The organism is Amycolatopsis sp. NBC_00355 (assembly GCF_036104975.1).
Lineage (GTDB): Bacteria > Actinomycetota > Actinomycetes > Mycobacteriales > Pseudonocardiaceae > Amycolatopsis.
The window spans coordinates 1,623,519-1,646,875 of the sequence record NZ_CP107982.1 but is presented as its reverse complement, the minus strand read 5'-3'; the positions used below and the strand labels follow the sequence as shown (position 1 = coordinate 1,646,875).

Annotated in this window: 22 protein-coding genes; 14 read left to right on the top strand and 8 right to left on the bottom strand. The window is 71.8% G+C overall.

The window, feature by feature from the left end:
• Positions 1 to 69: 69 nt before the first annotated feature.
• Positions 70 to 1,044 carry a twin-arginine translocase subunit TatC gene (gene tatC / locus OHS18_RS06425; RefSeq protein WP_328455090.1) on the top strand — a complete coding sequence of 325 codons (975 nt, stop codon included), beginning with the start codon at positions 70 to 72 and terminating at the stop codon, positions 1,042 to 1,044.
• A complete protein-coding gene (locus OHS18_RS06420) occupies positions 1,044 to 1,931 on the top strand; it encodes a diacylglycerol/lipid kinase family protein (RefSeq protein WP_328616304.1) in 888 nt (295 codons plus the stop codon). The genes tatC and OHS18_RS06420 overlap by 1 nt, the downstream gene beginning before the upstream one ends.
• Before the next feature lie 98 nt (positions 1,932 to 2,029).
• Here OHS18_RS06420 and OHS18_RS06415 read toward each other — a convergent pair whose 3' ends face one another.
• Positions 2,030 to 2,596 (bottom strand): hypothetical protein, encoded by a 567-nt coding sequence (locus OHS18_RS06415; RefSeq protein WP_328616303.1) that lies wholly within the window; start codon positions 2,594 to 2,596, stop codon positions 2,030 to 2,032.
• 225 nt (positions 2,597 to 2,821) lie between these two features.
• Here OHS18_RS06415 and OHS18_RS06410 point away from each other — a divergent pair, with 225 nt between their 5' ends.
• From OHS18_RS06410 to OHS18_RS06390, 5 genes are all read left to right on the top strand, one after another.
• Positions 2,822 to 5,599, top strand: a complete 2,778-nt coding sequence (locus OHS18_RS06410) for a DEAD/DEAH box helicase (protein WP_328616302.1) — start codon at positions 2,822 to 2,824, stop codon at positions 5,597 to 5,599.
• Positions 5,600 to 5,757: 158 nt separating this feature from the next.
• Complete coding sequence (locus OHS18_RS06405; RefSeq protein WP_328616301.1) at positions 5,758 to 6,552, top strand: DUF4333 domain-containing protein; 795 nt, start codon at positions 5,758 to 5,760, stop codon at positions 6,550 to 6,552.
• A 76-nt stretch (positions 6,553 to 6,628) separates the two neighbouring features.
• On the top strand, positions 6,629 to 7,831 hold the full coding sequence (locus tag OHS18_RS06400; RefSeq protein WP_328616300.1) for a GNAT family N-acetyltransferase: 1,203 nt from the start codon (positions 6,629 to 6,631) through the stop codon (positions 7,829 to 7,831).
• 25 nt (positions 7,832 to 7,856) lie between these two features.
• On the top strand, positions 7,857 to 8,210 hold the full coding sequence (locus OHS18_RS06395; RefSeq protein ID WP_328616299.1) for a DUF4333 domain-containing protein: 354 nt from the start codon (positions 7,857 to 7,859) through the stop codon (positions 8,208 to 8,210).
• A 54-nt stretch (positions 8,211 to 8,264) separates the two neighbouring features.
• Positions 8,265 to 9,482, top strand: coding sequence for a GNAT family N-acetyltransferase (locus OHS18_RS06390; protein ID WP_328616298.1), 1,218 nt, complete (start codon positions 8,265 to 8,267; stop codon positions 9,480 to 9,482).
• Between the two features lie 16 nt (positions 9,483 to 9,498).
• Here OHS18_RS06390 and OHS18_RS06385 read toward each other — a convergent pair whose 3' ends face one another.
• Positions 9,499 to 10,446 carry a 5'-3' exonuclease gene (locus OHS18_RS06385; protein ID WP_328616297.1) on the bottom strand — a complete coding sequence of 316 codons (948 nt, stop codon included), beginning with the start codon at positions 10,444 to 10,446 and terminating at the stop codon, positions 9,499 to 9,501.
• A 239-nt stretch (positions 10,447 to 10,685) separates the two neighbouring features.
• Between OHS18_RS06385 and OHS18_RS06380 the strand changes: the two genes are divergently transcribed.
• From OHS18_RS06380 to OHS18_RS06365, 4 genes are read left to right on the top strand one after another with little or no spacing between them, the layout of a single operon-like run.
• Positions 10,686 to 11,828 carry a M24 family metallopeptidase gene (locus tag OHS18_RS06380; RefSeq protein WP_328616296.1) on the top strand — a complete coding sequence of 381 codons (1,143 nt, stop codon included), beginning with the start codon at positions 10,686 to 10,688 and terminating at the stop codon, positions 11,826 to 11,828.
• Positions 11,825 to 12,280: an Lrp/AsnC family transcriptional regulator gene (locus OHS18_RS06375; RefSeq protein WP_247051868.1), complete on the top strand. Its 456-nt coding sequence runs from the start codon at positions 11,825 to 11,827 to the stop codon at positions 12,278 to 12,280. Before OHS18_RS06380 ends, OHS18_RS06375 begins: the two co-directional genes overlap by 4 nt.
• 46 nt (positions 12,281 to 12,326) lie before the next feature.
• Positions 12,327 to 12,551, top strand: coding sequence for a hypothetical protein (locus OHS18_RS06370; protein WP_328455111.1), 225 nt, complete (start codon positions 12,327 to 12,329; stop codon positions 12,549 to 12,551).
• On the top strand, positions 12,538 to 12,837 hold the full coding sequence (locus OHS18_RS06365) for a hypothetical protein (RefSeq protein ID WP_328455113.1): 300 nt from the start codon (positions 12,538 to 12,540) through the stop codon (positions 12,835 to 12,837). The genes OHS18_RS06370 and OHS18_RS06365 overlap by 14 nt, the downstream gene beginning before the upstream one ends.
• A 98-nt stretch (positions 12,838 to 12,935) precedes the next feature.
• On the opposite strand, the gene OHS18_RS06360 is transcribed toward OHS18_RS06365, so the two are convergent.
• Positions 12,936 to 14,015 carry a GDSL-type esterase/lipase family protein gene (locus OHS18_RS06360; protein ID WP_328455115.1) on the bottom strand — a complete coding sequence of 360 codons (1,080 nt, stop codon included), beginning with the start codon at positions 14,013 to 14,015 and terminating at the stop codon, positions 12,936 to 12,938.
• Positions 14,016 to 14,074: 59 nt separating this feature from the next.
• Positions 14,075 to 14,710, bottom strand: coding sequence for a TetR/AcrR family transcriptional regulator (locus OHS18_RS06355; RefSeq protein WP_328616295.1), 636 nt, complete (start codon positions 14,708 to 14,710; stop codon positions 14,075 to 14,077).
• A gap of 62 nt (positions 14,711 to 14,772) precedes the next feature.
• On the opposite strand from OHS18_RS06355, the gene OHS18_RS06350 reads away from it, so the two are divergent.
• Positions 14,773 to 15,402: an FMN-dependent NADH-azoreductase gene (locus OHS18_RS06350; RefSeq protein WP_328616294.1), complete on the top strand. Its 630-nt coding sequence runs from the start codon at positions 14,773 to 14,775 to the stop codon at positions 15,400 to 15,402.
• On the opposite strand, the gene OHS18_RS06345 is transcribed toward OHS18_RS06350, so the two are convergent.
• Complete coding sequence (locus tag OHS18_RS06345) at positions 15,399 to 16,301, bottom strand: LysR family transcriptional regulator (protein ID WP_328455121.1); 903 nt, start codon at positions 16,299 to 16,301, stop codon at positions 15,399 to 15,401. The genes OHS18_RS06350 and OHS18_RS06345 overlap by 4 nt on opposite strands.
• 98 nt (positions 16,302 to 16,399) lie before the next feature.
• On the opposite strand from OHS18_RS06345, the gene OHS18_RS06340 reads away from it, so the two are divergent.
• Positions 16,400 to 17,239 (top strand): oxidoreductase, encoded by an 840-nt coding sequence (locus tag OHS18_RS06340; RefSeq protein ID WP_328616293.1) that lies wholly within the window; start codon positions 16,400 to 16,402, stop codon positions 17,237 to 17,239.
• A gap of 55 nt (positions 17,240 to 17,294) precedes the next feature.
• Here OHS18_RS06340 and OHS18_RS06335 read toward each other — a convergent pair whose 3' ends face one another.
• Genes OHS18_RS06335 through OHS18_RS06325 form a run of 3 tightly spaced genes read right to left on the bottom strand, consistent with a single transcriptional unit; the run spans position 17,295 to position 21,239 of the window.
• A complete protein-coding gene (locus OHS18_RS06335) occupies positions 17,295 to 17,957 on the bottom strand; it encodes an ABC transporter ATP-binding protein (protein WP_328618735.1) in 663 nt (220 codons plus the stop codon).
• Between the two features lie 20 nt (positions 17,958 to 17,977).
• The gene (locus OHS18_RS06330; RefSeq protein ID WP_328616292.1) at positions 17,978 to 18,670 is read right to left on the bottom strand and encodes an ABC transporter ATP-binding protein; all 693 of its coding nucleotides are present in this window, start codon (positions 18,668 to 18,670) and stop codon (positions 17,978 to 17,980) included.
• A complete protein-coding gene (locus tag OHS18_RS06325) occupies positions 18,663 to 21,239 on the bottom strand; it encodes an FtsX-like permease family protein (RefSeq protein ID WP_328618734.1) in 2,577 nt (858 codons plus the stop codon). Before OHS18_RS06325 ends, OHS18_RS06330 begins: the two co-directional genes overlap by 8 nt.
• 293 nt (positions 21,240 to 21,532) lie before the next feature.
• On the opposite strand from OHS18_RS06325, the gene OHS18_RS06320 reads away from it, so the two are divergent.
• Positions 21,533 to 23,248, top strand: a complete 1,716-nt coding sequence (locus OHS18_RS06320; protein ID WP_328616291.1) for a glycosyl hydrolase family 18 protein — start codon at positions 21,533 to 21,535, stop codon at positions 23,246 to 23,248.
• The last annotated feature ends 109 nt before the right edge of the window (positions 23,249 to 23,357 follow it).

Sequence of the window (23,357 nt, the reverse complement as noted above, 5' to 3'; positions counted from 1 at the left end):
GGTCCCTGGTCCACGGAGCGCGTCTAGCCAGGCGCGCTCCGGCGGACACCGACGAGAACGGAAACCCCAGTGGCGGAAGCCGCCTCCGGAAACGGGGAGAAGAGCGGCTCGAAGCGGCGCAAGCGCGGCCGCCGAGCCAACCCCGACGGCACGATGACGCTCATCGAGCACATCTACGAGTTCCGCCGTCGCCTCGGCCTGGCGCTGCTCGCCGTCGTCATCGGCGGGATCCTCGGGTTCATCTGGTTCGGCACGAAGGTCGGCCCGATCCCGTCTCTCGGTGACCTCGTCAAGGACCCGTACTGCGCCATCCCGCCGAGCCGGCGGCTCGACAGCGCGGCGGGGTGCCGGCTGCTGCAGACGGTGCCGTTCGAGGCCTTCATGACCCAGCTGAAGGTCGGCCTCGCGGCGGGCGCGGTGCTGCTCTCCCCGGCCTGGCTCTACCAGATCTGGGCGTTCATCGCCCCGGGCCTGTACACGAAGGAACGCCGCTACGCGCTGACGTTCGTCTCATTCGCCTCCGTGCTGTTCGCCGCGGGCGCGGTGCTCGCCTACATCCTCTTCCCGCACGCCCTGCAGCTGCTGATGGGCTTCGGCCAGGACGCGTTCGTCACCGCCCTCACCGCGGACAAGTACATCTCGTTCCTGCTGTCGCTGCTGATCATCTTCGGGATCAGTTTCGAGCTGCCGCTGCTGGTGGTCATGCTCAACCGCGTCGGCGTGGTCAAGTACGTCCAGCTGAAGCGGTGGCGCCGCGGCATCGTGTTCGCGCTGTTCGTCTTCGCCGCGTTCGCCACGCCCGGCTCCGACCCGTTCTCGATGCTCGGGCTCGCCGCCGCGCTGACCGTGCTGTTCGAGATCTCCGTGCAGATGGCGCGGTTCCACGACCGCAAGAAGGACAAGCTCCGGTCCGAAGAGGGCTGGGACAAGCTGGCCGACGACGAGGCCGCGCCGTTCGACTACACGCCGAGCAAGGTCGACGACGAGCCGTCCACGCCGACCGCGTCCGGCGGCCGGTCGTCCGGCACCGACGACATCACGTAGTGGGGATCCACGCCGCGCTCGCCGTGCACCCGGCCTCGGGGCACGGCGCCGCCGCCCGGATCGCGGACACGGTCGCCGTACGGCTCCGCACCGCCGTCGACCGCCTCGACGTGCTCGTGGCCAACTCGGTCGAGGAGTCCCGTGAGCTGATGCGGACGTCGCACGACGCGGGTCTCGACGTACTGATCGTGCTCGGCGGTGACGGCGCGGCCCACCAGGGTGTCCAGTTCTGCGCGAACCACGACGTCGCGCTCGGCCTCGTCCCGGCGGGCACCGGCAACGACTTCGCCCGCGCCCTCGGCGTCCCCGGTGAGGCCCTTCCGGCGGTCGACGCGCTGGTCGCGGCACTGAAGTCCGGCGCGCGCCGGCGCATCGACCTGGGCCGCGCCGGCGACACCTGGTTCGCGACCGTGCTGTGCGCGGGGTTCGACGCGAGCGTCAACGAACGCGCCAACCGGATGCGCTGGCCGTCCGGCCCGCGCCGCTACGACCTGGCGATCCTCGCCGAACTGGCCGCGTTCCGGTCCCGCCCGGTGGTCGTCGACACCGGCACCGGACGCCTGGAGCTCGACGCGACCCTGGTGGCGATCGGCAACACCCGCTTCTACGGCGGCGGCGTGCCGATCTGCCCGACCGCCGACCCCGAGGACGGCGTCTTCGACGTCACGGTCATCGGCGACGTGACCCGCCGCAGCCTGATCCGCATGCTCCCCGGCCTGCGCACGGGCAACCACGTGACCCACCCGGCGGTCCGCACGCTGCGAGCCCGCTCGGTGACCCTGACGGGCAACACCTGGCCCGCCTACGCCGACGGCGAGCCCCAGGGCACCCTGCCGGTGACGGTCAACTGTGTCCCCGGCGCGCTGACGGTCTTGGCCGCTCAGTGATCCCCTGACGGCGCTCAGTATTTCCTGACGACACGCAAGCGATCAGTATTTCCTGACGGCGCGCAAGCGATCAGTATTTCCTGACGGCGCGCAAGCGCTTAGTACCCCCCGGCCTCGCCGACGAGCTCCCGGAACCGCGCGGGCGCCATCAGCTGCCCCTGCGCCAGGTAGACGCCGCCACAGCGATGGCAGAACCACCCCTGCTGCCACAGCGCCTGCGCGGCCGGGATCCCGGCCCGGCGCCGCCGGTACTCCCGCACCCGCCGCACGTAGAGCCAGATCAGCGTCCCGGTGGCGCCGAACACGCACACCGACGGCAGCGAAAGCAGCGCGAAACCCAGCACCAGCCCGCCGGTACCGCCCGGGGGAGGGTCGTCGACCGCGGACAACGGCAGCCACAGGAAACAGCTCCCGACCATCAGTAGCAGCACCAGCCCGGCGACCAGCCCGCCGCTGCGCCGCCGCGGCGGGAACGGATCGAGGGCCCGCGCGACCCCCGTGACGGTCACCCCGGAGACCTCGCTGCTGGTGTAGATCACCCCGTCCCCGGCGGGCACGGCGACCGTCGGGCCCTGGCCGCGGTAGTAGGAGTGTCCGCCGTAGTAGACCGCGGGCACGTGCTGGACCTGGTCCAGCTGCCCGCAGCTCGGACAGGGTGCGGTCATGACGTCCTCCTCATCGCCGGTCCGACGGCCGGGCGAAGGAGTCGGTTCCCCCGAGACGTGGGCCCGGTAATGTGTATAACGACCTATACGTTCGGGCTGTGTCGGGCCTCCGGCCCGATCAACCACGAACACACCGGCGACGACAGGGGAGCCCGGGACTACGTCACGCCACGCCGTTGGTCACGCCGCGTGCAAACTGTCGGGGGTGTGTGGAACCCTGACGGAGTGGCCAGTAGCCCTTCTCCTTCCCCGGCCGAGGCGTATGCGGCCTCCGCGCGCCGGGGGAAGCACCCCCAGCTGACCCGCTTCGCGGCGGAGTCCTCCTTCGAGTTCGACGACTTCCAGATCCGCGGGTGCGAGGCCCTCGAGGGCGGCCACGGTGTGCTCGTGTGCGCGCCCACCGGGGCCGGTAAGACGATCGTCGGCGAGTTCGCCGTGCACCTGGCGCTGGCCGAGGGCCGCAAGTGCTTCTACACCACGCCGATCAAGGCGTTGTCGAACCAGAAGTACGGCGACCTGGTGGCCCGGTACGGAGCGGACGCGGTGGGCCTGCTGACGGGGGACACCTCGATCAACGGCAACGCCCAGGTGGTCGTGATGACCACCGAGGTGCTGCGCAACATGCTCTACGCCAAGTCCTCGACGATCACCGACCTCGGGTACGTCGTGATGGACGAGGTCCACTACCTCGCCGACCGGTTCCGGGGCGCGGTGTGGGAAGAGGTGATCCTGCACCTGCCCGAACACGTCCGCGTGGTCGGGCTGTCGGCGACGGTCAGCAACGCCGAGGAGTTCGGCGAGTGGCTGGTCGAGGTGCGCGGGGACACGGCCGTCGTGGTGGACGAGCACCGGCCGGTGCCGTTGTGGCAGCACATGCTGGTGGGCAACCGCCTCATGGACCTGTTCGCCGGTGAGGACGTCCACGGCCCGGACGCGGAGCTGCGCATCAACCCGACCCTGCTGCGCCGCACCGAGGAGATCGGCCGGCAGTACGCGCCCGCGGGGTTCCACGGGCCGCGTGGCGCCCGGCGGGGCGGACCGCGGATGCCGCGGTTCCGGCCGCCGTCGCGGGTGGACGTCGTGGAGCAGCTGGACCGGGCCGGGCTGCTGCCCGCGATCGTGTTCATCTTCTCCCGGGCCGGCTGTGACGCCGCGGTCACCCAGTGCGTGCGGGCCGGGCTGCGGCTCAACGGGCCCGATGAGGTCGAGGAGATCCGCCGGGTCATCGAGGACCGCACGTCCGAGCTGCCCGAGGGCGACCTGGGCGTGCTGGGCTATTGGGAGTGGCGGGAGGCGCTGGAACGCGGCATCGCCGCGCACCACGCCGGGCTGCTGCCGGCGTTCAAGGAGACCGTCGAGGAGCTGTTCGTGCGCGGCCTGGTGAAGGCCGTGTTCGCCACCGAGACCCTCGCGCTCGGCATCAACATGCCGGCCCGCACGGTCGTCCTCGAGCGGCTGGTCAAGTACAACGGCGAGGCGCACGTCGACCTGACGCCGGGGGAGTACACCCAGCTGACCGGCCGGGCCGGGCGGCGCGGCATCGACGTCGAGGGCCACGCCGTGGTCTCGTGGCAGCCGGGGGTCGACCCGAAGCAGGTCGCCGGGCTGGCCTCGACACGGACCTATCCGCTGCGCTCGTCGTTCCGGCCGGGCTACAACATGGCGGTGAACCTGGTCGCCCAGGTCGGCGCGGGGCAGGCTCGTGACCTGCTGGAGCAGTCGTTCGCGCAGTTCCAGGCCGACCGGTCGGTGGTCGGCCTGGCCCGCCGGATCGAGCGGAACAAGGAAGCCCTCAAGGGGTACACCAACGCGGTGACCGGGGACTTCGCGGAGATGCTCGAGTACGTCGAGCTGCGCGCGAAGATGTCGGCGCGGGAAAAGGCCTTGTCGCGGCAGAACACCACCGTGCGGCGCGCGGACACGGCGGATTCGCTGGAGAAGCTGCGCAAGGGTGACGTCATCGCGGTGCCCGCGGGCCGGCGGGCCGGGCTCGCCGTGGTCGTGGATCCCGGGCTCGACCCGATCCGCGAGCCGCGCCCGGTCGTGGTGACCGAGGACCGGTGGTCCGGGCCGTTGTCGGTGGCGGACTTCCCGGCGCCGGTCGAGGCTTTGGGCCGGATCAAGCTGCCCAAGCACATCGAGCTGCGCTCGCCGAAGACCCGTCGCGACATCGCGACGACGTTGCGCGGTGCCGGGATTTCCTTGCCCGGCAGGCAGAAGCGGCGGTCGGGGGCCAATGAGGACGGTGAGCTGGCGGCGCTGCGGCGGGCGTTGCGGTCGCACCCGTGCCACGGTCTGGCCGAGCGGGAAGCCAACCTGCGCTGGGTGGAGCGGTACCAGCGGCTGGCCGGCGAAACCGAGCAGCTGGAGCGGAAGGTCGCGGCGACCACGCACTCGCTGGCCCGCGCGTTCGACCGGATCCTCGCTTTGCTGGGGGAGCGCGGTTACCTCGGACCGGAGTCCGCGGGTGACGGCGAGGACCGGGTCACCGAGCACGGCCGCCGGCTGACCCGGCTGTACAGCGAGTCGGATCTGCTGGCCGCGGAGTGCATCCGCAACGGCGTGTGGGAGAACCTCGGTCCGGCCGAGCTGGCCGCGGTCGTCTCGACGCTGGTGTTCGAGGCGCGCCGGGACACGGCGGGGGAGCCGCGGTTGCCCGGTGGCGCGGTGCCCGAGGCGTGGGAAGAGACCGCGCGGCTGTGGGTGGAGCTGACCGAGGACGAGCGGCGGCACCGGCTCGACCGCACGCGGGAGCCGGACGCCGGGTTCGCGTGGCCGGTCTACCGGTGGGCGCGTGGTGAGTCGCTGGAGAAGGTGCTCACGGCGGCCGAGGCGAACGGCCAGGAGCTGTCGGCGGGGGACTTCGTGCGCTGGTCGCGTCAGGTGATCGACCTGCTCGACCAGATCCGCGACGTGCTGGGCCGGGCGGACCCGGTGGGCGCGACGGCCGCCGAGGCGGTCAAGGCGCTGCGCCGCGGTGTGGTCGCCGCGGGTGCGGCGTGAGCTCGGTGTGAGGCTTGGGCCGGTCGGCGCAGCGGGAGAGCGTGGTCGCGTGTGCTGGGCCCGGACCTGTGGTTGGATCGGCCACGAACCGTGCGTACGCGGCTCGGCGGCGATATCGGGCTGGGCAATGAGATGAACGAAGCAGGCGGAGGCAGACGATGAGCACGCCGTATGGCGGCAACGACCCACAGCAGCCCCAGTACGGGCAGCAGCCGGGCGGCGCGTACCCGCCGAGCGGCCCGCAGGAACAGCCCCAGTGGGGGCAGCAGCAGCCGCAACAGCCGCCGTACGACCCCAACCAGCCGCAGCAGCCGTGGGGTCAGCCGCAGCAGCCCCAGCAACCGCAGCAGTGGGGTCAGCAGCCCGGTGGGTACACCCCGCCGCAGCAGCCGCAGTGGGGCCAGCAGCCGCCGCCCTACGGGCAGCAGCCCGGTGGCGGGTATCCGCAGAGCGGACCGCAGGCGCAGCCCGGGTACGGCCAGCAGCCGCCCGGGGGGCAGTACCCGCAGAGCGGGCCGCAGGCCCAGCCCGGGTACGGGCAGCAACCGCCCGGGGGGCAGGGCCAGTACGACTACGGCCAGCAGCAGTTCCCCGGCGGCGCCGCCGCTCCCGAAGGGGAGAAGCCGGCGAAGTCGAAGAAGGGCCTGCTGATCGGCATCGTGGTGCTGGTCGTGGTGGTCGCGGTGGTCGGCATCCTCGGTTTCGTCGCACCCGGGTTCTTCAAGACGCAGGTCTTCAACAACACCCAGATGCAGACGGACGTGCAGAAGCTGCTCTCCGACACCTACAAGATCGACGGCGTCACCGGCGTCACCTGCCCGGCCGAGCAGAAGGTCGAGGACGGTGCGAAGTTCGAGTGCACCGCCACGATCGGCGGCAAGCCGCAGCAGATCCCGATCACGGTGAAGGGCGACGGCGGCAACTACGAGGTGTCCCCGCCCGCCACCAAGTAGCGTTTGACGTCCGGCCGAGTCCGGTCGCCGCGAATTGCGGTGGCCGGACTCCGTCGTCTCCGGAGATGATCCGGGGATGACCGACTTCGAGATCCGGACGCTGCGCGACGACGAGCACCGCGCCGCGAGCACCCTCTTCCGCGCCACCGTGCACGTGCCGCCGTCCGACGACAAGGACTGGGAACGCGCCGCGCGCGCCTACCAGTCCGGCGGCACGATCGGGGTGTTCGACCCGGACTTCATCGGTACCGCCCGCGCGTTCGACGCCGAGCTGACGGTGCCGGGTGGCGCCCGGCTGCCGATGGCCGGCGTGACGGGTGTCGGTGTCCGCGCCGACCGGACGCGCCGCGGCGTGCTGCGCGCGATGATGGCCACCCAGCTGGCGGACTTCGCCTCGCGCGGCGTGGTGTTCGCGAACCTGCTCGCTTCCGAGGCGCTCATCTACGGCCGGTACGGCTACGGCTTGGCGACGCGCAGCCGGACCTACAGCGTCGACCGGCACCGCGCGCGGCTGCGGCCGGACGCGCCCGCCGCCGGGGAGATCGAGCTGCTGGAGCTGGACGACGCCGTCGCGGGGCTGCCCGGCGTCTACGAGCGCATCGAGCACCGGCCCGGGATGATGACCCGCCCGGAGGTGCTGTGGCGGCTCTACGAGAACCACCTCCGCCGCAGCACCGATCCGGTGAAGGCGATCGTGCACCACGGCCCGGACGGGCCCGACGGTTACGCCCTCTACGTCGTCGGCGGGCTGCAGGCCCACCCGTGGACCAAGACCCTGGAAGTGTGGGACATGTTCACCGGCACGCCGGCCGCGCTGGCCGGGTTGTGGCGGTTCCTGCTCGGCATCGACCTGGTGGACCGGATCGTCGCCGAGGAACGGCCGTTGGACGAGCCGGTCGAGCTGATCCTGGCCGATCACCGCCGGGGCAACGTCGATCGCGTCGAGGACGAGCACTGGCTGCGGCTCGTCGACGTCCCGAAGGCGTTGGCCGCCCGTGAGTACGGCCACGCCGCGCCGGTCGTCGTCGAGGTCACCGATCCGTTGCTGCCGGCCAACTCCGGCACCTACCGGATCACGCCGGACGGTGCCGAGCGCACCGACGGACCGGCCGCGCTCGCCCTCGACGTCACCACGCTCGCGATGCTCTACCTCGGCACCTGGCGCGCCTCGGCGCTCGCCGACGCCGGCCGGATCGAGGTCCGCGACCCGGCCGCCCCCGCGGCCGCCGACGTCCTGTTCAGCACGCGCGTCCAGTCGTGGTGCGGTAGCTTCTTCTGAGTCCGCACCGCCGGGGGTGAGCACCTTGACCAGGCGTTTCCTCGTGGTTCTCGGCTTGTGCTGCGTGCTCGCCGGCACCGCCTGCGACGCGCCGGCCGAGCCGGTCCCGACGCCGGTGCTGCCGACGCGCAGCACGCCGGTGCCTGCGAGTGCGCCCGCGAAGGTGCTCGACCCGGCCGCGGTCGGCGACGGCGTCCGGAAGATCCTCCTCGAGAGCTTCCGCATCGCCGACGTCGACGGTGTGACCTGTCCCGCCGGTCAGCCGGTCGTCATCGGGCGGGCGTTCGCCTGCACGGCCGAGATCGGCGGTACGGCGAAACGGGTCCCGATCACCGTGCTCGGTACCGACGGCCGCTACCGCGTGGATCCGCCGGGCTGACCGCCGGCGGAAAAGGGAATGCCGGGAGGCGGGCGTCCCGGCATGATCGGGCCCATGACCGCCTTCGACGTCCGCCCCATCACCGAAGACGAGCGGCGCAGTACGTTCGACCTGCTGGGCCGCGCGCTGCACAGCAACCGCGTCAGCGACGAGGACTGGGCCCGCTACGGGGAGTCGTGGCCGGCCGAGCACAAGTTCGCCGCGTTCGACGGCGAGACGCCGATCGGCATCACGAGCTCGTACGGCACCGAGATCGCCGTACCCGGCGGGCGCACGCTCGGCGTCGCCGCGGTCGACGGGGTGGGGGTGCGCGCCGACTGGACCCGCCGCGGTGTGTTCAGCGCGCTGATGACCGCACAGCTGGCCGATGTCGCCGCGCGCGGCCTGCCGCTGGCCGCGCTGCACGCGAGCGAGCCGACCATCTACGGCCGCGCCGGCTACGGCTCCGCGACGCTCGGCAAGACGGCCTGGATCCCGCGGCCCGCCGCGCGCCTGCACGAGCGCGTCCCGGCCGCCGGGAGCGTCCGGATGCTGACGCCGGACGAGGCCGTGAAAGAGATTCCCGGGCTGTACCAGCGGATCGGGCTGCACCGGGCCGGCATGATGGGCCGGCCGGACCTGTGGTGGGCGATCGCGCACGACCGGCTCGTCGGCCCGGACGGCCACCACGTCGTGGTCGTCCACAGTGGACCGGACGGGGACGACGGGTTCGCCGTCTACCTCACCGTCGACCGCCGCACCCTCGAGTCCCCGGACGAAGGCGTCGTGCTGAAGGTCCGCGAGCTGCACGCGGCCGACCCGGTCGCGCGCGCCGCGCTCTGGCGGTTCCTGCTGTCGGTGGACCTGGTCTCCGGGATCCGCGCCCGGTTCCGCCCGGTCGACGAGCCGCTCGCGCCGATGATGGCCGACCACCGCCACGCCCACACCGCCGACGTCGAGGACGACCTGTGGCTGCGCCTGGTCGACGTCGCCACCGCGCTCGACGCGCGCGCCTACCGCGACGTCGCTCCGGTCGTCCTGGCTGTGACCGACCGGAAGCTGCCCGCCAACACGGGCACCTACGAGGTCGGCCCGGCCGGCGCCCGTCGCACCGGCGCCGCCGCGCACCTGACGCTGGACGTCGACACGCTCGCGATGCTGTACCTGGGGGAGTGGAGCGCGTCCGCGCTGGCCGAAGCCGGCCGGATCACGGTCCACGACCCGGCCGCGGCGGCCCGGGCGGACGAGCTGTTCACCACGATCACCGCACCCTGGTGCGGCACGTACTTCTAGGGCCGCGCGCGCGGCCCTAGGAACCCGGCAGAGCCTCGATGAGCCGGTCGACGGACTTGCCGAGGTTCCAGCGCTCGGCCAGTTCGGCGACGCGGTCCGGGTCGGCGGGCTTGGCGGGCACCTTGTCGGGGCGGGACTGCTCCACGGGCGCGTCGACCGCGACCCGGACGACGGTCGGCGCGACCGCCAGGTAGTCGGCGGCGTCGGCCAGCCGCAGCCGCGTCTTCAGCGGGACGCGGGAATCGCTCGCCGCCGAGGCCTTCAGGAGCGCGTCGAGCGAGCCGAACTCGGTGATCAGCTTGGCCGCGGTCTTCTCACCGATCCCGGCGACACCCGGCAGCCCGTCCGACGGGTCGCCGCGCATCATCGACATATCCGCGTACGCGGCGCCGGCGGTCTTGCGGGGCACGCTGTAGCGCTCGGCGATCTCGTCGGGGCCGAGCACCTCGGCCTTCGCCCAGCCCTTGCCGACGTAGATGACCGACGCCGGGGTCGGCTCGTCGCGCACGAGCTGGAACAGGTCGCGGTCACCGGTGATGACCTCGACCGCGTCCTTCTTCTCCCGGTGGGCCAGCGCGCCGATGACGTCGTCGGCCTCGTAACCCGCCGCCTCCGCGGTGGCGAACCCGAACGCCTCCAGGACCTCCAGGATGATCGGCACCTGCGGCGTCAGCGTGTCGGGCACCTCTTCGACGTCGGGAGCCTTGCCCTTCGTCTCCTCGGCCACCCGGTGGGCCTTGTAACTGGGCAGCAGATCGGTCCGGAACTTCGGCCGCCAGTCCGCGTCCAGGCAGCACACCAGCCGCGACGGGCGCCGGTCGGTGAGGATCCGCGCGATCGTGTCGGCGAACCCGCGCACGGCGTTGACCTGGGTGCCGTCGGCGGCGCGCATCGAGTCGGGCAGGGCGAAGAACGAGCGGAAGTAGAGGCTCGCGGAGTCGAGCAGCGCAAGGGGTCCGGTCACCCGTACAGCCTGCCACGCCCCGCCGCCGCCGACCGGCATGCCACGCGCCACCCAGCACGGTGGGAGGCGCGGTCGTAGTGTGTATAACGACCTATACGTCGGCCCGCTGGTGGAAACCGGCAGACCGGCATCAGCCAAAGAAGCAACGACCGGCGCAGGGGAGTAGCAGCCGCCACAGCCCCGGCATGTCGCGGGCCCGGGCGAGTGGATCACCCGGACCGCCCGGCTAGGCTCGCCCCATGTCGCGCCGTTCCCTCCACACGCCCGCCCCCGACGCCGCAGCCCTTCGCGCCCGGCTGGACCGCGCCCGCACCGCCGCGGCCGCCGCGGACACCGACGCCCTGCTGATCGCGCCCGGCTCCGACCTGCGCTACCTGATCGGCCAGGCCGGTGGCTCGTTCGAGCGCCTCACCACCCTCGTCGTCCCGGCCGACGGGACGCCCGCGCTGGTCGTGCCGAAGCTGGAGGCGCCCGGCTACGCCGACGTGCCGACCGACGAGCTCGGGGTCGAGCTGCTGACCTGGGTGGACGGCGACGACCCGTACAAGCTCGTCGCGGACCGGCTCGGCAAGACCGGCCGGGTCGCGGTCAGTGACTTCACCCCGGCGTTGCACGTGCTGGCGCTGCGCGCGGCGCTCGGCGAGGCCGAGCAGACCCTGGCCGGCCCGGTCGTGCGTGAGCTGCGGATGCGCAAGGACGCCGCCGAGATCGCGTCGCTGCGGGACGCCGGCGCGGCCATCGACCGGGTGCACGCGCGGGTCCACGAGTGGCTGCGGGCCGGGCGCACCGAGGCCGAGGTCGGCGCGGACATCGCCGCGGCGATCGTGGAGGAGGGGCACGTCCAGGCGGACTTCGTGATCGTCGGGTCCGGTCCGAACGGCGCCAGCCCGCACCACGACGTCTCCGGCCGCGTCATCAACAAGGGTGACGTCGTGGTGGTCGACATCGGCGGTCCGCTGCCGGCCGGCTACAACTCCGACTCCACCCGTACCTACTCGGTCGGCACGCCGCGTGACGCCGACGTCGTCGAGACCTACGCCGTGCTGCAGCGTGCCCAGGCCGCCTCGGTCGCCGCGGTGAAGCCGAGTGTCACGGCCGAGCAGGTCGACGCCGCCGCGCGCGACGTCATCACCGAGGCCGGGTTCGGCGAGTACTTCATCCACCGCACCGGCCACGGCATCGGCCTGGACGTGCACGAGGAGCCCTACATCATCGCGGGCAACACGCTGCCGCTGGAGCCGGGCATGGCGTTCAGCGTCGAGCCGGGCATCTACCAGGCGGGCCGGTGGGGCGCCCGGATCGAGGACATCGTGATCGTCACGGCGGACGGCGTCGAGTCCGTCAACAACCAGCCGCACGAACTCGTTGTGCTGGACGCATGACCACCGGTGGCCTGGAGCCGCTCGACCAGTCGATCGTCGAGGAACTCGCGGCCGACGGGCGCCGCAGCTTCACCGATCTGGCCGAGCGGGTCGGCCTCTCGGTGTCGGCGGTGCACCAGCGGGTGCGCCGGCTCGAGCAGCGCGGGGTGATCCTCGGGTACACCGCGCGGCTCGACGGTGAGCAGATCGGGCTGCCGCTGACGGCCCTGATCTCGCTGACGCCCAACGACCCGGGCGCGCCCGACGACTACCCGCAGCGGATCCAGCACATCAAGGAGATCGAGTCCTGCTACTCGGTGGCCGGCGACGAGTCCTACATCCTGCTGGTGCGCGTCCAGTCGCCACTGGCGCTGGAGGACCTGCTGCGCCGGATCCGGGAGGCCGCGAAGGTGTCGACCCGTACGACGGTCGTGCTCTCTACGCCGTTCGAGGGACGTTCGCCGACGTTCTGACGGTGGCGCGGCGTCCGGTCGCCGGGGGACTGGTACGGTAAAAGGTATGGCAACACGTAAGGTGACCCTTTCGCTGGACAGCGGGGCCTTGGACTTCGCCGAACGCGCCGCGAAAGCACACGGGATCTCGGTCTCGTCCTGGCTGTCGAAGGCGGCCCGGCGCGAGGCGGTACGCACGGGCTACACCCCGCAGAAGCCGGAACCGGCCGTCGCGGAGATCGACGAGGCCGAGCGCACGGCGGCGGAAAAGGATCTGCGTGCGCAGGGGTGAAGTCTGGACGTACCACCCCCCGACCGATCCGGCCCGGCAGCGCACGGTCGTGCTGCTGTCCTCGGACGGGGTGAACGAGTCCGAGCGCCCCTGGCTGCTCGGCACCGAACTGCTCGACCGCGACCCGCAGGACATCCTCGGCGTGGCCGTCGACGCCCGCTACTGGGTGTCCACGCTGAACCTCACGAGGCTCTACCGCCCGTGGTTCGACGAGCGCCTCGCGGAGATCGACCAGGAGGTCCAGGAGCGCATCGACATCGCACTCCGAGCAGCCCTCGATCTTTAAGTGTATAACGCCCTATACCGCGGGGCGATGTTCAAAGACTTTGCGGCCCGGCAAGTGCACACGGAACGACTCAACCCTGCCCAAGAGCAGGGAAGTCGTCAGCGGGCGACGACCTCCGGGGCCGCGTGCAGCTTGCCGTCCGCGCCCGCGAGGCAGGAGGCGTTGCCTTCGCGGGTGGCCATGAACTCCGTGAGGCAGTTGGCGATCGCGGTGTGGCCGGCGGCGTTGGGGTGGAACGACTCCTGCAGCGCGTGGCCCGCCCGGTCGGCCTGGCTGAGGTCGGCGAGCTGGAGTGTCAGGCGGGTGAACCACTCGGTCGCGGGGTTCGCGCCGCCGCTGCACGCTTCGTGCTTGACGCCGGCCTTGGCGAGGTCCAGGAACCGGGCGCCGGTTTGTTGTGCGGCCGTCTTGAGCCCGGAGGAGAGGACGCCGATGCCGGTCTGGGAGATCCAGCGCAGGTCTTCAACCCGGAACGGGCAGCCGTTGAGGCTGCGGAGTTCTTCGGGGACGTCGGGGCCGATCGGGGCGGCGTAGGACTGCAGGATCAGCTGGTAGTCGGCGGGGACGTAACCCGCTTGGGCCAGTACTTTCTGCACGTCGGTGACGGCGGCGGTCACCTTGGGGACCATCGCGTCCACTTTGGACTGCCAGGTTTGCTTGAGCGCGGTGCTGCACGGCGGGCCGCCGGGGTCGAACCAGGCTTTGAAGCAGTCGGTGACCTGGTTGGAGAACTTCGGTTCGTCGTTGGCGCCGACCGCGATCACGACGGCGGCGACGCGGTGGTCCTTGACGAGCGCGGCCAGCTGCTGGGCTTGTGAGCCTTCGGTCCACTGCTTGACGCCGCCGAGGGCGACCTGGCCGGCGGGTGCGCCGGAGCAGGCGAGGTTGACGTGGGCGGTGATGCCGGGGACGGCGATCTTTTCGACGAAGGCGTTGGGGGAGCGGTGGCACCAGTCGCCGGCTTGGCCGTTGGTGGTGGGGGTGTATTGGCCGGCGCCTTCGCCGGAGGCGGTGCTGTCGCCCATCGCGACGACGGTGAGGGGGCCGGTGCCGGGTGGGCCTTGGCGGGGTTGTGGTTGTCCGGGTTTGCTTTCGGAGCCGAAGAAGACGAATAAACCCACCAGGAGGGCCACGCTGACGAGGACCAGCGCCCCCCAGTACCACCGAAGTCGTCGCATCACGGCTGATTCTACGGATCAGGTGATCGGTGCCTGGGTCGGCCACCGTGCGTGACCGGTCACACGGGCGCCCAGGTCCGGGTCAGTCCGGCGAGTGACTTCGTGAGGGCTTCGAGGCTGAGTCCGCGGTCGCGCAGCCAGTGCCGGACTTGTTCGGCCGAGAGGGCGGCCAGCAGGACGTCGGCGGCGATCTCCGGGTCGGGGGCGCCGCCGGTTTCGAGGAGGTGGTGGCAGTGCCGCCGCCAGAGGGTGTGGGTGCCGGTGCGGAACCGGGCGCCGGTCGTGGCGGTTTCGGACAGCAGGACGAGGTCGAGCTGCCGGTCGAGGAGTTCGAGGTAGGCCTCGATGAACGCGGCGAGCCGGTCGGTGGGTGGGGCGTCCGGGCCGAGTGGGGGTGGTCCGGTGAGGATGCGTTGCTGCAGTTCGCGTTCGCGTTCGTCGAGCAGGGCCATGGCGAGTCCGGCTTTGTCGCCGAAGCGGCGGTAGAGGGTGCCTTTGCCGACTCCGGCGGCGGTGGCGACGTCGTCCATGGTCACGGCGTCGACGCCGTGTTCGGCGAAGAGGGTTTCGGCGGCGTTGAGTACCCGGATCCGGTTGCGGGCGGCGTCGGCGCGTTCGCGTACGGGCGCGCCGAGTAGCGGCAGTTCGGTCGGCGTTGACGAAGCGGACTCGGGTCCGCTAACGTTCGAAGGCATAAGCGGACTCTAGTCCGAATTCTGGTCCGGCGGAAGCCGACACCCCTTCGAGGAGCATCGTCATGCCCGATCTGCTGCACATTTCCGCCTCTCCCCGTGGGGAAGAGTCCGAATCGCTGCGCTTGGCAGCTACTTTCCTGGACACCTACCGCGCGGTCCATCCGGGCGCCGAGATCGACGAGTGGGACCTGTGGGACGGCTCGCTGCCCGAGTTCGGGCCCGCCGCGGCAGGCGCCAAGATGACGGTCTTCGGTGGCGGTACGCCGCAGGGTGAGCAGGCCGTCGCGTGGCGGGCGGCGCGTGACGCGTTCGCCCGGTTCGAGGCCGCCGACCGGATCCTGTTCAGCGTGCCGATGTGGAATTCGGGGGTGCCGTACGTGCTCAAGCAGTTCGTCGACGTCGTGTCCCAGCCGGGCTGGGTGTTCGGGGTCGACGCCGCGACCGGGTACGAGCACCTGCTGGCCGGGCGCGGTAAGCGTGCCGCGGTCGTCTACACGAGCGCGGTATGGGGGCCGGGGCTCGGGCGGGAGTTCGGGGACGACTTCCAGGCGCCGTTCTTCACCGGCTGGCTGAACTGGACGGGCATCGAAGACGTGACGGAGATCCGGTTCCACCCGACGCTGTCCGGTGACGCGGCGGAGCTGGGCCGGATCGCGCACGAGGCTGCCCGGGACGCGGCGAAGTCGTTCTAGCCGGCTTCGGTGAGGTCCGTGGTGGCGGCGAGCCGGACGGCGACGTCGGTGATCGTGTGCCGGGCCGGGTTGTCGTTGCCGGGCAGCCACACCAGTTCGGTCCGGGCGATGTCGCCCTCCAGGGGCACGAAGGCCACGCCTGTGCGCCGCAGGCTGTGGGACGAGCGGGTCAGCCGGGTGACGCCGACGCCGGCGGCGACGAGCCCCAGTAGTCCTTGCACGGTCGCGGCGCGCTGGACGACGCGGGGGGTGTAGCCGGCGGCGGCGAAGTCGTCGTCGTAGCTGCGGTGCCAGGGTTCCCAGTTGCTGCGTGGGGTCAGGACCCACGGTTCGTCGGCCAGGTCGGCGAGGGTGAGGGTCGCGCGGCCGGCCAGGGGGTGGTCTTCGGGCAGGACGGCGCAGACCTCTTCGGTCATCAGGGTCTGTGAGGTCAGGTCGTCGACCAGGGGTGGCCGGGTGAAGGCGAGGTCGAAGTGGTGTTCGCGCAGGCCGTCGACGAGTTCGGCGATGGCGGCTTCGGCGGTGTGGACCTCGAGGTGGGGGAAGTGTTCGCGGACGGCGCGGACGATGGGCGGCAGCAGGTAGTTCGCGGTGGTGGTGAGGAAGGCGAGCCGGATGGTGCCGATTTCGCCGCGTACGGCCCGGCCGAGGGTCGCGACGGCTTCGTCGGCCCGGGTGAGCACGGCCCGGGCTTCGGGCAGGAACAGGGTGCCGACGGCGGTGAGGCGGGTGCCGCGGGCGTCGCGGTCGAACAGCCGGGCGCCGAGGGTGCGTTCGAGCACGGTGATCTGCTGGGACAGGGACTGCTGGGCGATGTGGAGGCCGGTGGCGGCGCGGGTGAAGCTGGTTTCGTCGGCGACGGCGACGAAGTAGCGCAGCTGCCGCAGCTCGGGGGTCACAGGCTGGGACTGTAGCCGTGCCAGGACATCGGTGTTGGCGCCGCGTGCGTGATCTTCCGCAGGATGGCGGGAGGAAACGCACTGGGAGGACCACGGAGATGACGAACACGGACGGCCGCGTCTGGCTGATCACCGGCTGCTCTTCCGGCTTCGGCCGGGAGGTCGCGCTGGCCGCTCTCGCCGCCGGCGACCGGGTGCTGGCCACGGCCCGGCGGCCGGAGACCTTGACGGACCTGGAGGAGGCGGGTGGTGACCGGGTCCGGACCGCGGCTCTGGATGTCACCGACGCCGGTCAGGTCGACGCCGCGGTGAAGGCCGCGCTGGAGGCGTTCGGCCGGATCGACGTTGTGGTCAACAACGCCGGCAACGGTTCGGTCGGTGCCGTCGAGGAGCTGACCATGGCCGAGCTGCGTGGCCTGATGGAGGTGATGTTCTTCGGCGCGGTCGAGGTGACCAAGGCGGTGGTGCCGCACCTGCGCGCGCAGGGGAGCGGGACGGTCGTGCAGATCAGTTCGATGGGCGGGCAGCTGTCGATGCCGGGCTTCGGGGCGTACTGCGCGGCGAAGTTCGCGCTGGAAGGGCTTTCGGAGGCTCTCGCGGCGGAGGTGGCGCCGTTCGGGGTGCGGGTGCTGATCGTCGAGCCGGGTGCCTTCCGCACGGAGTTCGGCGGCGGTCGCATGCACCGTTCTCGCACGATCGACGCCTACGCGGTGTCGACGTCGGGTACGCGTGGGGCGGTCGAGGAGATGGACGGCACCCAGCCGGGTGATCCGGTGAAGGCGGCCGCGGCGATCGTGCGGGCGGTGGACAGCGAGGACGCCCCGTTGCGGCTGGCGTTGGGCGCGGACGCCGTGGAGGCGATCCGGGGCCACCACGAGTCGCTGGCTGCGGACTTGGCCGCCTGGGAGGACGTCAGCCGTTCGACCGCGCTGGGGTAAGCCGTGAATGGCCCAGCGAGGGACTCTGAGTCCCTCGCTGGGCCATTCACGGACTTCAGTCGAGCAGGGCGGTGAGGACGCCGTCGAGGAGGCGGACGCGGCGGTCGGCGATGCGGTGGACTTCGTCGTCGTGGGTGGCGACGATGACGGCCGCGCCTTCGGCCGCGCAGCGGCGCAGCAGCTTCAGGACGCGGGGTGTGCTGCCCGAGTCGAGGTGGGCGGTGGGTTCGTCGGTGAGCAGGATCCGGGGGCGGCCGGCGACGGCGCGGGCCAGGGCGACCCGTTGCTGCTGCCCGAAGGACACTTCGAGGGGGTAGCGGTCGCCGAGGTCGCAGATGCCGAGTTCGTCGAGCAGGTCGGTGACGCGGTCCTGGATGACCTGGCGGGACGGGCGCGGGATGTCGGAGCGCAGCCGCAGCGGGAGGGCGACGTTCTCGGCGATGGTGAGCTCGTTGGCCAGGCCGAGGGCTTGGGGCAGGACGGCGCAGGTGTGCCACGGGGGCGCGCCGCTGATGGGGACGCCGTCGAGGAGCACGCAGCCGGAGTCGGGGGAGTCGAACCCACACAGCAGGGCCAGTAGCGCGCTCTTGCCCGATCCCGAGCGGCCGGAGACGGTGACGAGCTCGCCGGCGGCGACGCGCAGTTCGAGGCCGCGCAGGACTTCGATGTCGCCGCTGGGGTGGGCGAAGCTGCGGCGCAGGCCGACGGCTTCGAGCATGGACGGGGCGGTTTCGGCGGTCACTGCGGCGGCTCCCGTTGTTCGATGCCTTCGAGGGTGCCCTTGTGCAGGCGGGCGATCCGGGCGCCGAGGTCGATGAGGCGTTCGTCGTGTGAGGCGACCAGGACCGCGAAGTCCTGGTCCACCAGGTACTGCAGGGTGTCCAGGACGAGGTCCGCCGAGGCCTCGTCGAGCTGGGACGTCGGTTCGTCGGCGAGGATGACCGTGGAGCGGGCGGCGAGGACGCAGCCGAAGGCGAGCCGTTGCTGCTGGCCGCCGGAGAGGGCGGAGATCTTCCAGCGGCCGGTGCCGTGCAGGCCGAGCTGGGCGAGGATGTCGTCCGGGCGGCAGTCGGTGCCGGCGGCTTCGGCGGCGGCGCGCAGGTTGTCGGCGACCGAGAGGTAGCCGAGCAGGTTGTCGGAGGGGTTCTGGAACACCAGGCCCAGGTGGTGGCGGCGCAGGGCGCGCCGTTCGCGGTGCTTGAGCTTGCGGACGTCGGCGCCCTGGAAGGTCAGGGAGCCGCGGGCGGGTTGTTCGAACAGGCCCAGTACGCGCAGGAGTGTGGACTTCCCGGAGCCGGACGGGCCGGCGAGCACGGTCATGCCGCGGGCGGGGACGTCGATGCTGACGTCGTCGACGCCGGTGACGATTCCGGCGGGGGTCTGGTAGTCGACGCCGATGCCGCGTAACTGGAAGATCGGTTTTTCAGGCACGGATCAGCTCCGCGGTCCGGGCGGTGCGCACCGAGCGCACCGCGATCCAGCCGGCCAGGCCCACCACGAGCACGCCCACGGCCAGCACGGTCAGCACGAAGGGCAGCGGGTCGGGTAGCTCGGAGCGGGGGGCGAGGAAGGTCGCCGGGTCGAACCGCGGTACCGAGAGGCCGGCGACCGAGATCCCGCAGACCACGCCGACGACGATGGCGAGGCCGCTGAGGGCGCCGAGTTCCATCAGGTGGCTGGCGAGCAGGGTGCGGGGGCGCATGCCCATCCGCAGTACGAGGGCGCCGGCGAGGGCGTTCTGGCGTCGTCGTACTTCGACGGCCACGAGCAGGGCGAGGATCGCGACCACCCCGAGGACGGCGCCGAGCAGCGCGACGAACGAGAACGTCCACGACACGACGAAGAACGGGAGGCCGTCGAGCGCGGATTCGCGGCTGACGCGGTTGGGGATGTACACCCCGGCCGAGCGCAGCGCGGTGGTGGCGTCGGCCATCGCCGTCTTGGTCAGGACGCTCCACTTGGGTATCGCGTCGAGCTGCGCGTGGCTGAGGGCGGTGCGGGACACGACGTAGCCGGGTGAGGTGCCGATCATCGGGAACACCGGCAGGTCGCCGACGGGCACGGCGGCCGGGAGGGTGCCGGGCAGCTGCGCGGACTGGCCTTCCCGGTGCCCGATCCGGATCACCGGCGTGCCGCGGGCGTCCGGCTGGGTGATCTTCTCGAGCATCGTGTCGAGGTCGTCGGCCGGGACGCGGTCCAGCGCCGCGGCCTTGGTGAACGTCGCGGGGTCGATGACCAGGACGACGCTGCCGGTGCCGGTCAGCTCGCCGACGATCGTGCTGGTGCCGGCGAGCGCGGCGGGCATCGGGACGGTGCCCATGCCGATCGGGCTGTCGGTGTCGAGGCGGGCGTCGCTGCCGACGAAGATCGCCGATTTTGTGTTCAGGGCGTCTTCCTGGCCGTTGGCGATGCCGATGCCGGTGGCGAGGGTGCCGATCGCGAGGGTGCCGATGACGAGCACGCCGGTGACCGGCGCGCGGGCGCCGGCGAGGCGCCGGATCGCCAGCTGCAGGGCCGGGTGGGACCAGAACCGGGCGCGGTGGGAGGCGTGCAGGGCGAGCCACGCCAGCCGCGCGGTCAGCAGCCCGACGGTCAGCACGACGAAGACGGGGTAGGTCAGGGCCAGCGGGTCGACCTGGGGTAATGGATTTCCGAGGCGAGAGCCGGTGCTGTAGCCGGCCAGGCGGGTCCAGCCGAGCCAGGCCATGCCCGCGGTCGTGAGCTCCCACGGGAAGTACGCGAGCAGCCGTACCCGGTTGCCCTTGCGGCGCAGCCGGCCCAGTTCGAACTCGCGGTGCGCCCGCACGGCGACGACGAGGACGAGCAGCGCCACGGAGATCAGCAGCACGGCCGCGGCGACGAAGCCGGCGCGCAGTTCGGCGTCGGAGTCGGGTGCGCCGGGTGGTCCGTAGACGCCGAGCAGGAGGCGGGCGGCGACCGCGCCGGCCGCGCCGCCGAGCAGGATCGGCAGGCCGAGTTCGGCGACGGCGAGCCAGCCCAGGGCGCCGGGGCCGCTGCCGCGGGCGGAGAGGAGCCGCAGCTGGGCGTGGCGGCGCTGGTACCACTGGAGGGCGACGCTGCCGAGGCCGGCGCAGCCGACCAGGACGCTGATCACCGCGAGCGGCAGGATCGAGACGAGCACGTTGTCCTGGGCTTGGCGGGCGATCGTGACCGAGCGTTCGAAGGTGGGGACGTCGGCGGCGACGGTGTTGCCGAGGCCTTGGGCGGTCAGGTCGGCGCGGACGTCGGCGACGAGGTCCTGGGAGCGTTGCAGGAGGTCTTCGGCGCCGCTGAGGGTGGTGGGCGGCGGGACGTAGAACGAGATGTGGAAGTACTGCATGGTCGGCAGGCCGATGGCGTGGACGGCGTTGTCGAAACTCGCGCGGTCGGTGGCGAAGACGATCGAGTCGATGGGGTCGTTGGCCAGCCGGTCCACCACGGCGCCGGTCTGCTGGGAGCACCACCACCGCGGCGGCGGGTCGAGCAGGTCGCGGTAGATGCCGGTGACCGGCGGCAGCGTGGCGCCCTGGATGCTCGGGCGGGCGCCGAGGCCGATGTGCTCGGCGTCGGCGACGACGTTGCCCAGCCACAGGCCGGGGGCGCGGGTGCCCTGTTGCAGGGTCAGGTTGTCGAGCCCGGCTTGGTCGCGGTAGCCGAGGCGGATCTTGTAATGGGGGTCGCCGTTGAACTGGGTGCCGGGCAGGACGTTCGTGTACTGGCCGACGATCGGGGTGCCGAAGCCGTGTGCGGGGGCGTGCCGCTGGACGGCGGCGGTGACCGCGGGGATGTCCTTGACCGGCATGTTGCCCTTGCCGAAGACCGGGCCGTAGGCGTCGGGGCAGACGATGCCGGTCTGGTAGGTGACGGCCGCGCCGCCGGCCGCGGAGGCCTGCAGGACCGCGGCGGTGCCGAGGAAGCACGCCAGCAGGGACGTCACCGCCGCCACGATCAGCGTCAGGGGACTGGTGAGCGCGGCCTTCGGTGCCGCACGCCACGGCATGGTCACTCTGAGTTGTTCGATCTTCCCCCACATCACCCGCATGGAGGCGCACGCTACCGGCCCACCCCTGGAACCGGAACGTTTTTGTCGGGATCGTTGCTCACCGACTGTGGTCGAAGGTGTCGAAAAGGCCGGGTGCAACCAGTACGGCCATCCGGCCGGTTTAGTGGTCTAGACCTTGACTCTCGGATTGGTCTGATCCAATCCTGGGGACGTTCCCGCCGTGCGACGCCGCAGCACGGCTCCCCGCCCCCCTTGGAGCGCACGTGCGTCGACGCAGACCTTTCTCCCGATTGTCCGTTTCCCTTGCCCTGGCGGCGTTCTCGGCCGGCACGCTGGTCGCCGCGGCCGGCACCGCCCAGGCCGCCACGCCGCTGCCCTCGCACGTCTTCGCCCCCTACTTCGAGGCGTGGACCGGCGAAAGCCCGGCCGCGCTCGCCCAGGCGTCCGGGGCCAAGCACCTGACCATGGCGTTCATCCAGGCCGCCACCAAGGGGCAGTGCACCGTCTACTGGAACGGTGACTCCGGGATGCCGATCTCCAGCGCCACCTTCGGCTCCGACATCACCACCATCCGCTCGCGCGGCGGCGACGTCATCCCGTCCTTCGGGGGGTACACGGCCGACAACACCGGCACCGAGATCGCCGACAGCTGCACCAACGTCGACTCGATCGCCGCGGCCTACGAGTCGGTGATCACCACCTACGACGTCCCGCGCCTCGACATGGACATCGAGGACAACTCGCTCACCAATTCAGCCGGCATCGACCGCCGCAACAAGGCCATCAAGAAGGTCCAGGACTGGGCCGCCGCCTCCGGCCGGCCGTTGCAGATCTCCTACACCCTGCCCACGACCACCCGCGGCCTCGCCGACAGCGGTCTCGCCGTACTGCGCAACGCCGTCACCAACGGCACCCGCGTCGACGTCGTCAACATGATGACCTTCGACTACTACGACAACGCCGCCCACGAGATGGCCACCGACACCCAGACCGCGGCCACCGGCCTGGTCTCCCAGCTCGCGGCGCTCTACCCGGGCAAGACCCAGGCGCAGCTGTGGGCGAGTGTCGGGATCACCGAGATGATCGGCGTCGACGACTTCGGCCCCGCCGAGACGTTCACGACCGCCGACGCGACCACCGTCTACAACTGGGCGGTCTCGAAGGGCATCAACGAGCTGTCCTTCTGGGCGCTGCAGCGGGACAACGGCGGCTGCCCGGGCGGGGCCGCGGCGGACAACTGCTCCGGCATCTCCCAGTCGCAGTGGTTCTTCAGCCACGCCTTCGCGCCGTTCACCGGCGGCACCACGGTGCCGGGCAACGACTTCTCCGTCTCGGCGAACCCGTCCTCGGCCGCGGTGAACCCGGGCGCCTCGACGTCGGCGACGGTCACCACCGCCGTCACCTCCGGCGCCGCCCAGTCCGTGACGCTCTCGGTCTCCGGCGCGCCCGCCGGCGTCACCGCGTCGGTCAGCCCCGGCTCGGTCACCGCGGGCGGCAGCGCCACGCTCTCGGTCGCCACGACCTCGGCCGCCGTCCCCGGCGTCTACCCGCTGACCGTCACCGGCGCCGGAACGTCGGTCAGCCACAGCGCCACCTTCACCCTCACCGTCAACGGCACCGTGCCGACCGGCTCGGTCGTCAACGGCGGGTTCGAGACCGGCGCGCTGAGCCCGTGGATCGGGGCGGGCGACTCGGTCGTCGCCTCGCCCGCGCACTCGGGCACCAAGGCCCTGCAGGTGGCGGCGACGGCGTCCTCGACCGGTGAGGCCGCGCAGAACATCACCCTCGCCCCGAACCACGCGTACACGCTCAAGGCGTGGGTGCAGGGCAGCTACGCCTACCTCGGGGTCCGGGGCGGCGCGACCGCCAGCACGTGGACCTCGAGCAGCGGCTGGACGCAGCTGTCGGTGCCGTTCACGACCGGTGCGTCGGGCGCGGTGACGATCTACGTCCACGGCTGGTACGGCCAGGGGTCGGTCTACACCGACGACGTCACCCTCGGCTGAGAAGGCGGCTCCGTCCTCCCCGCACCTGCCCGCGGGGAGGACGGAGCCGTTCGGCCGAACGCCCGCTGGGCAAGGTGGAGGTTGGCGCGGGCGCCTTCGCCGGAAAGAC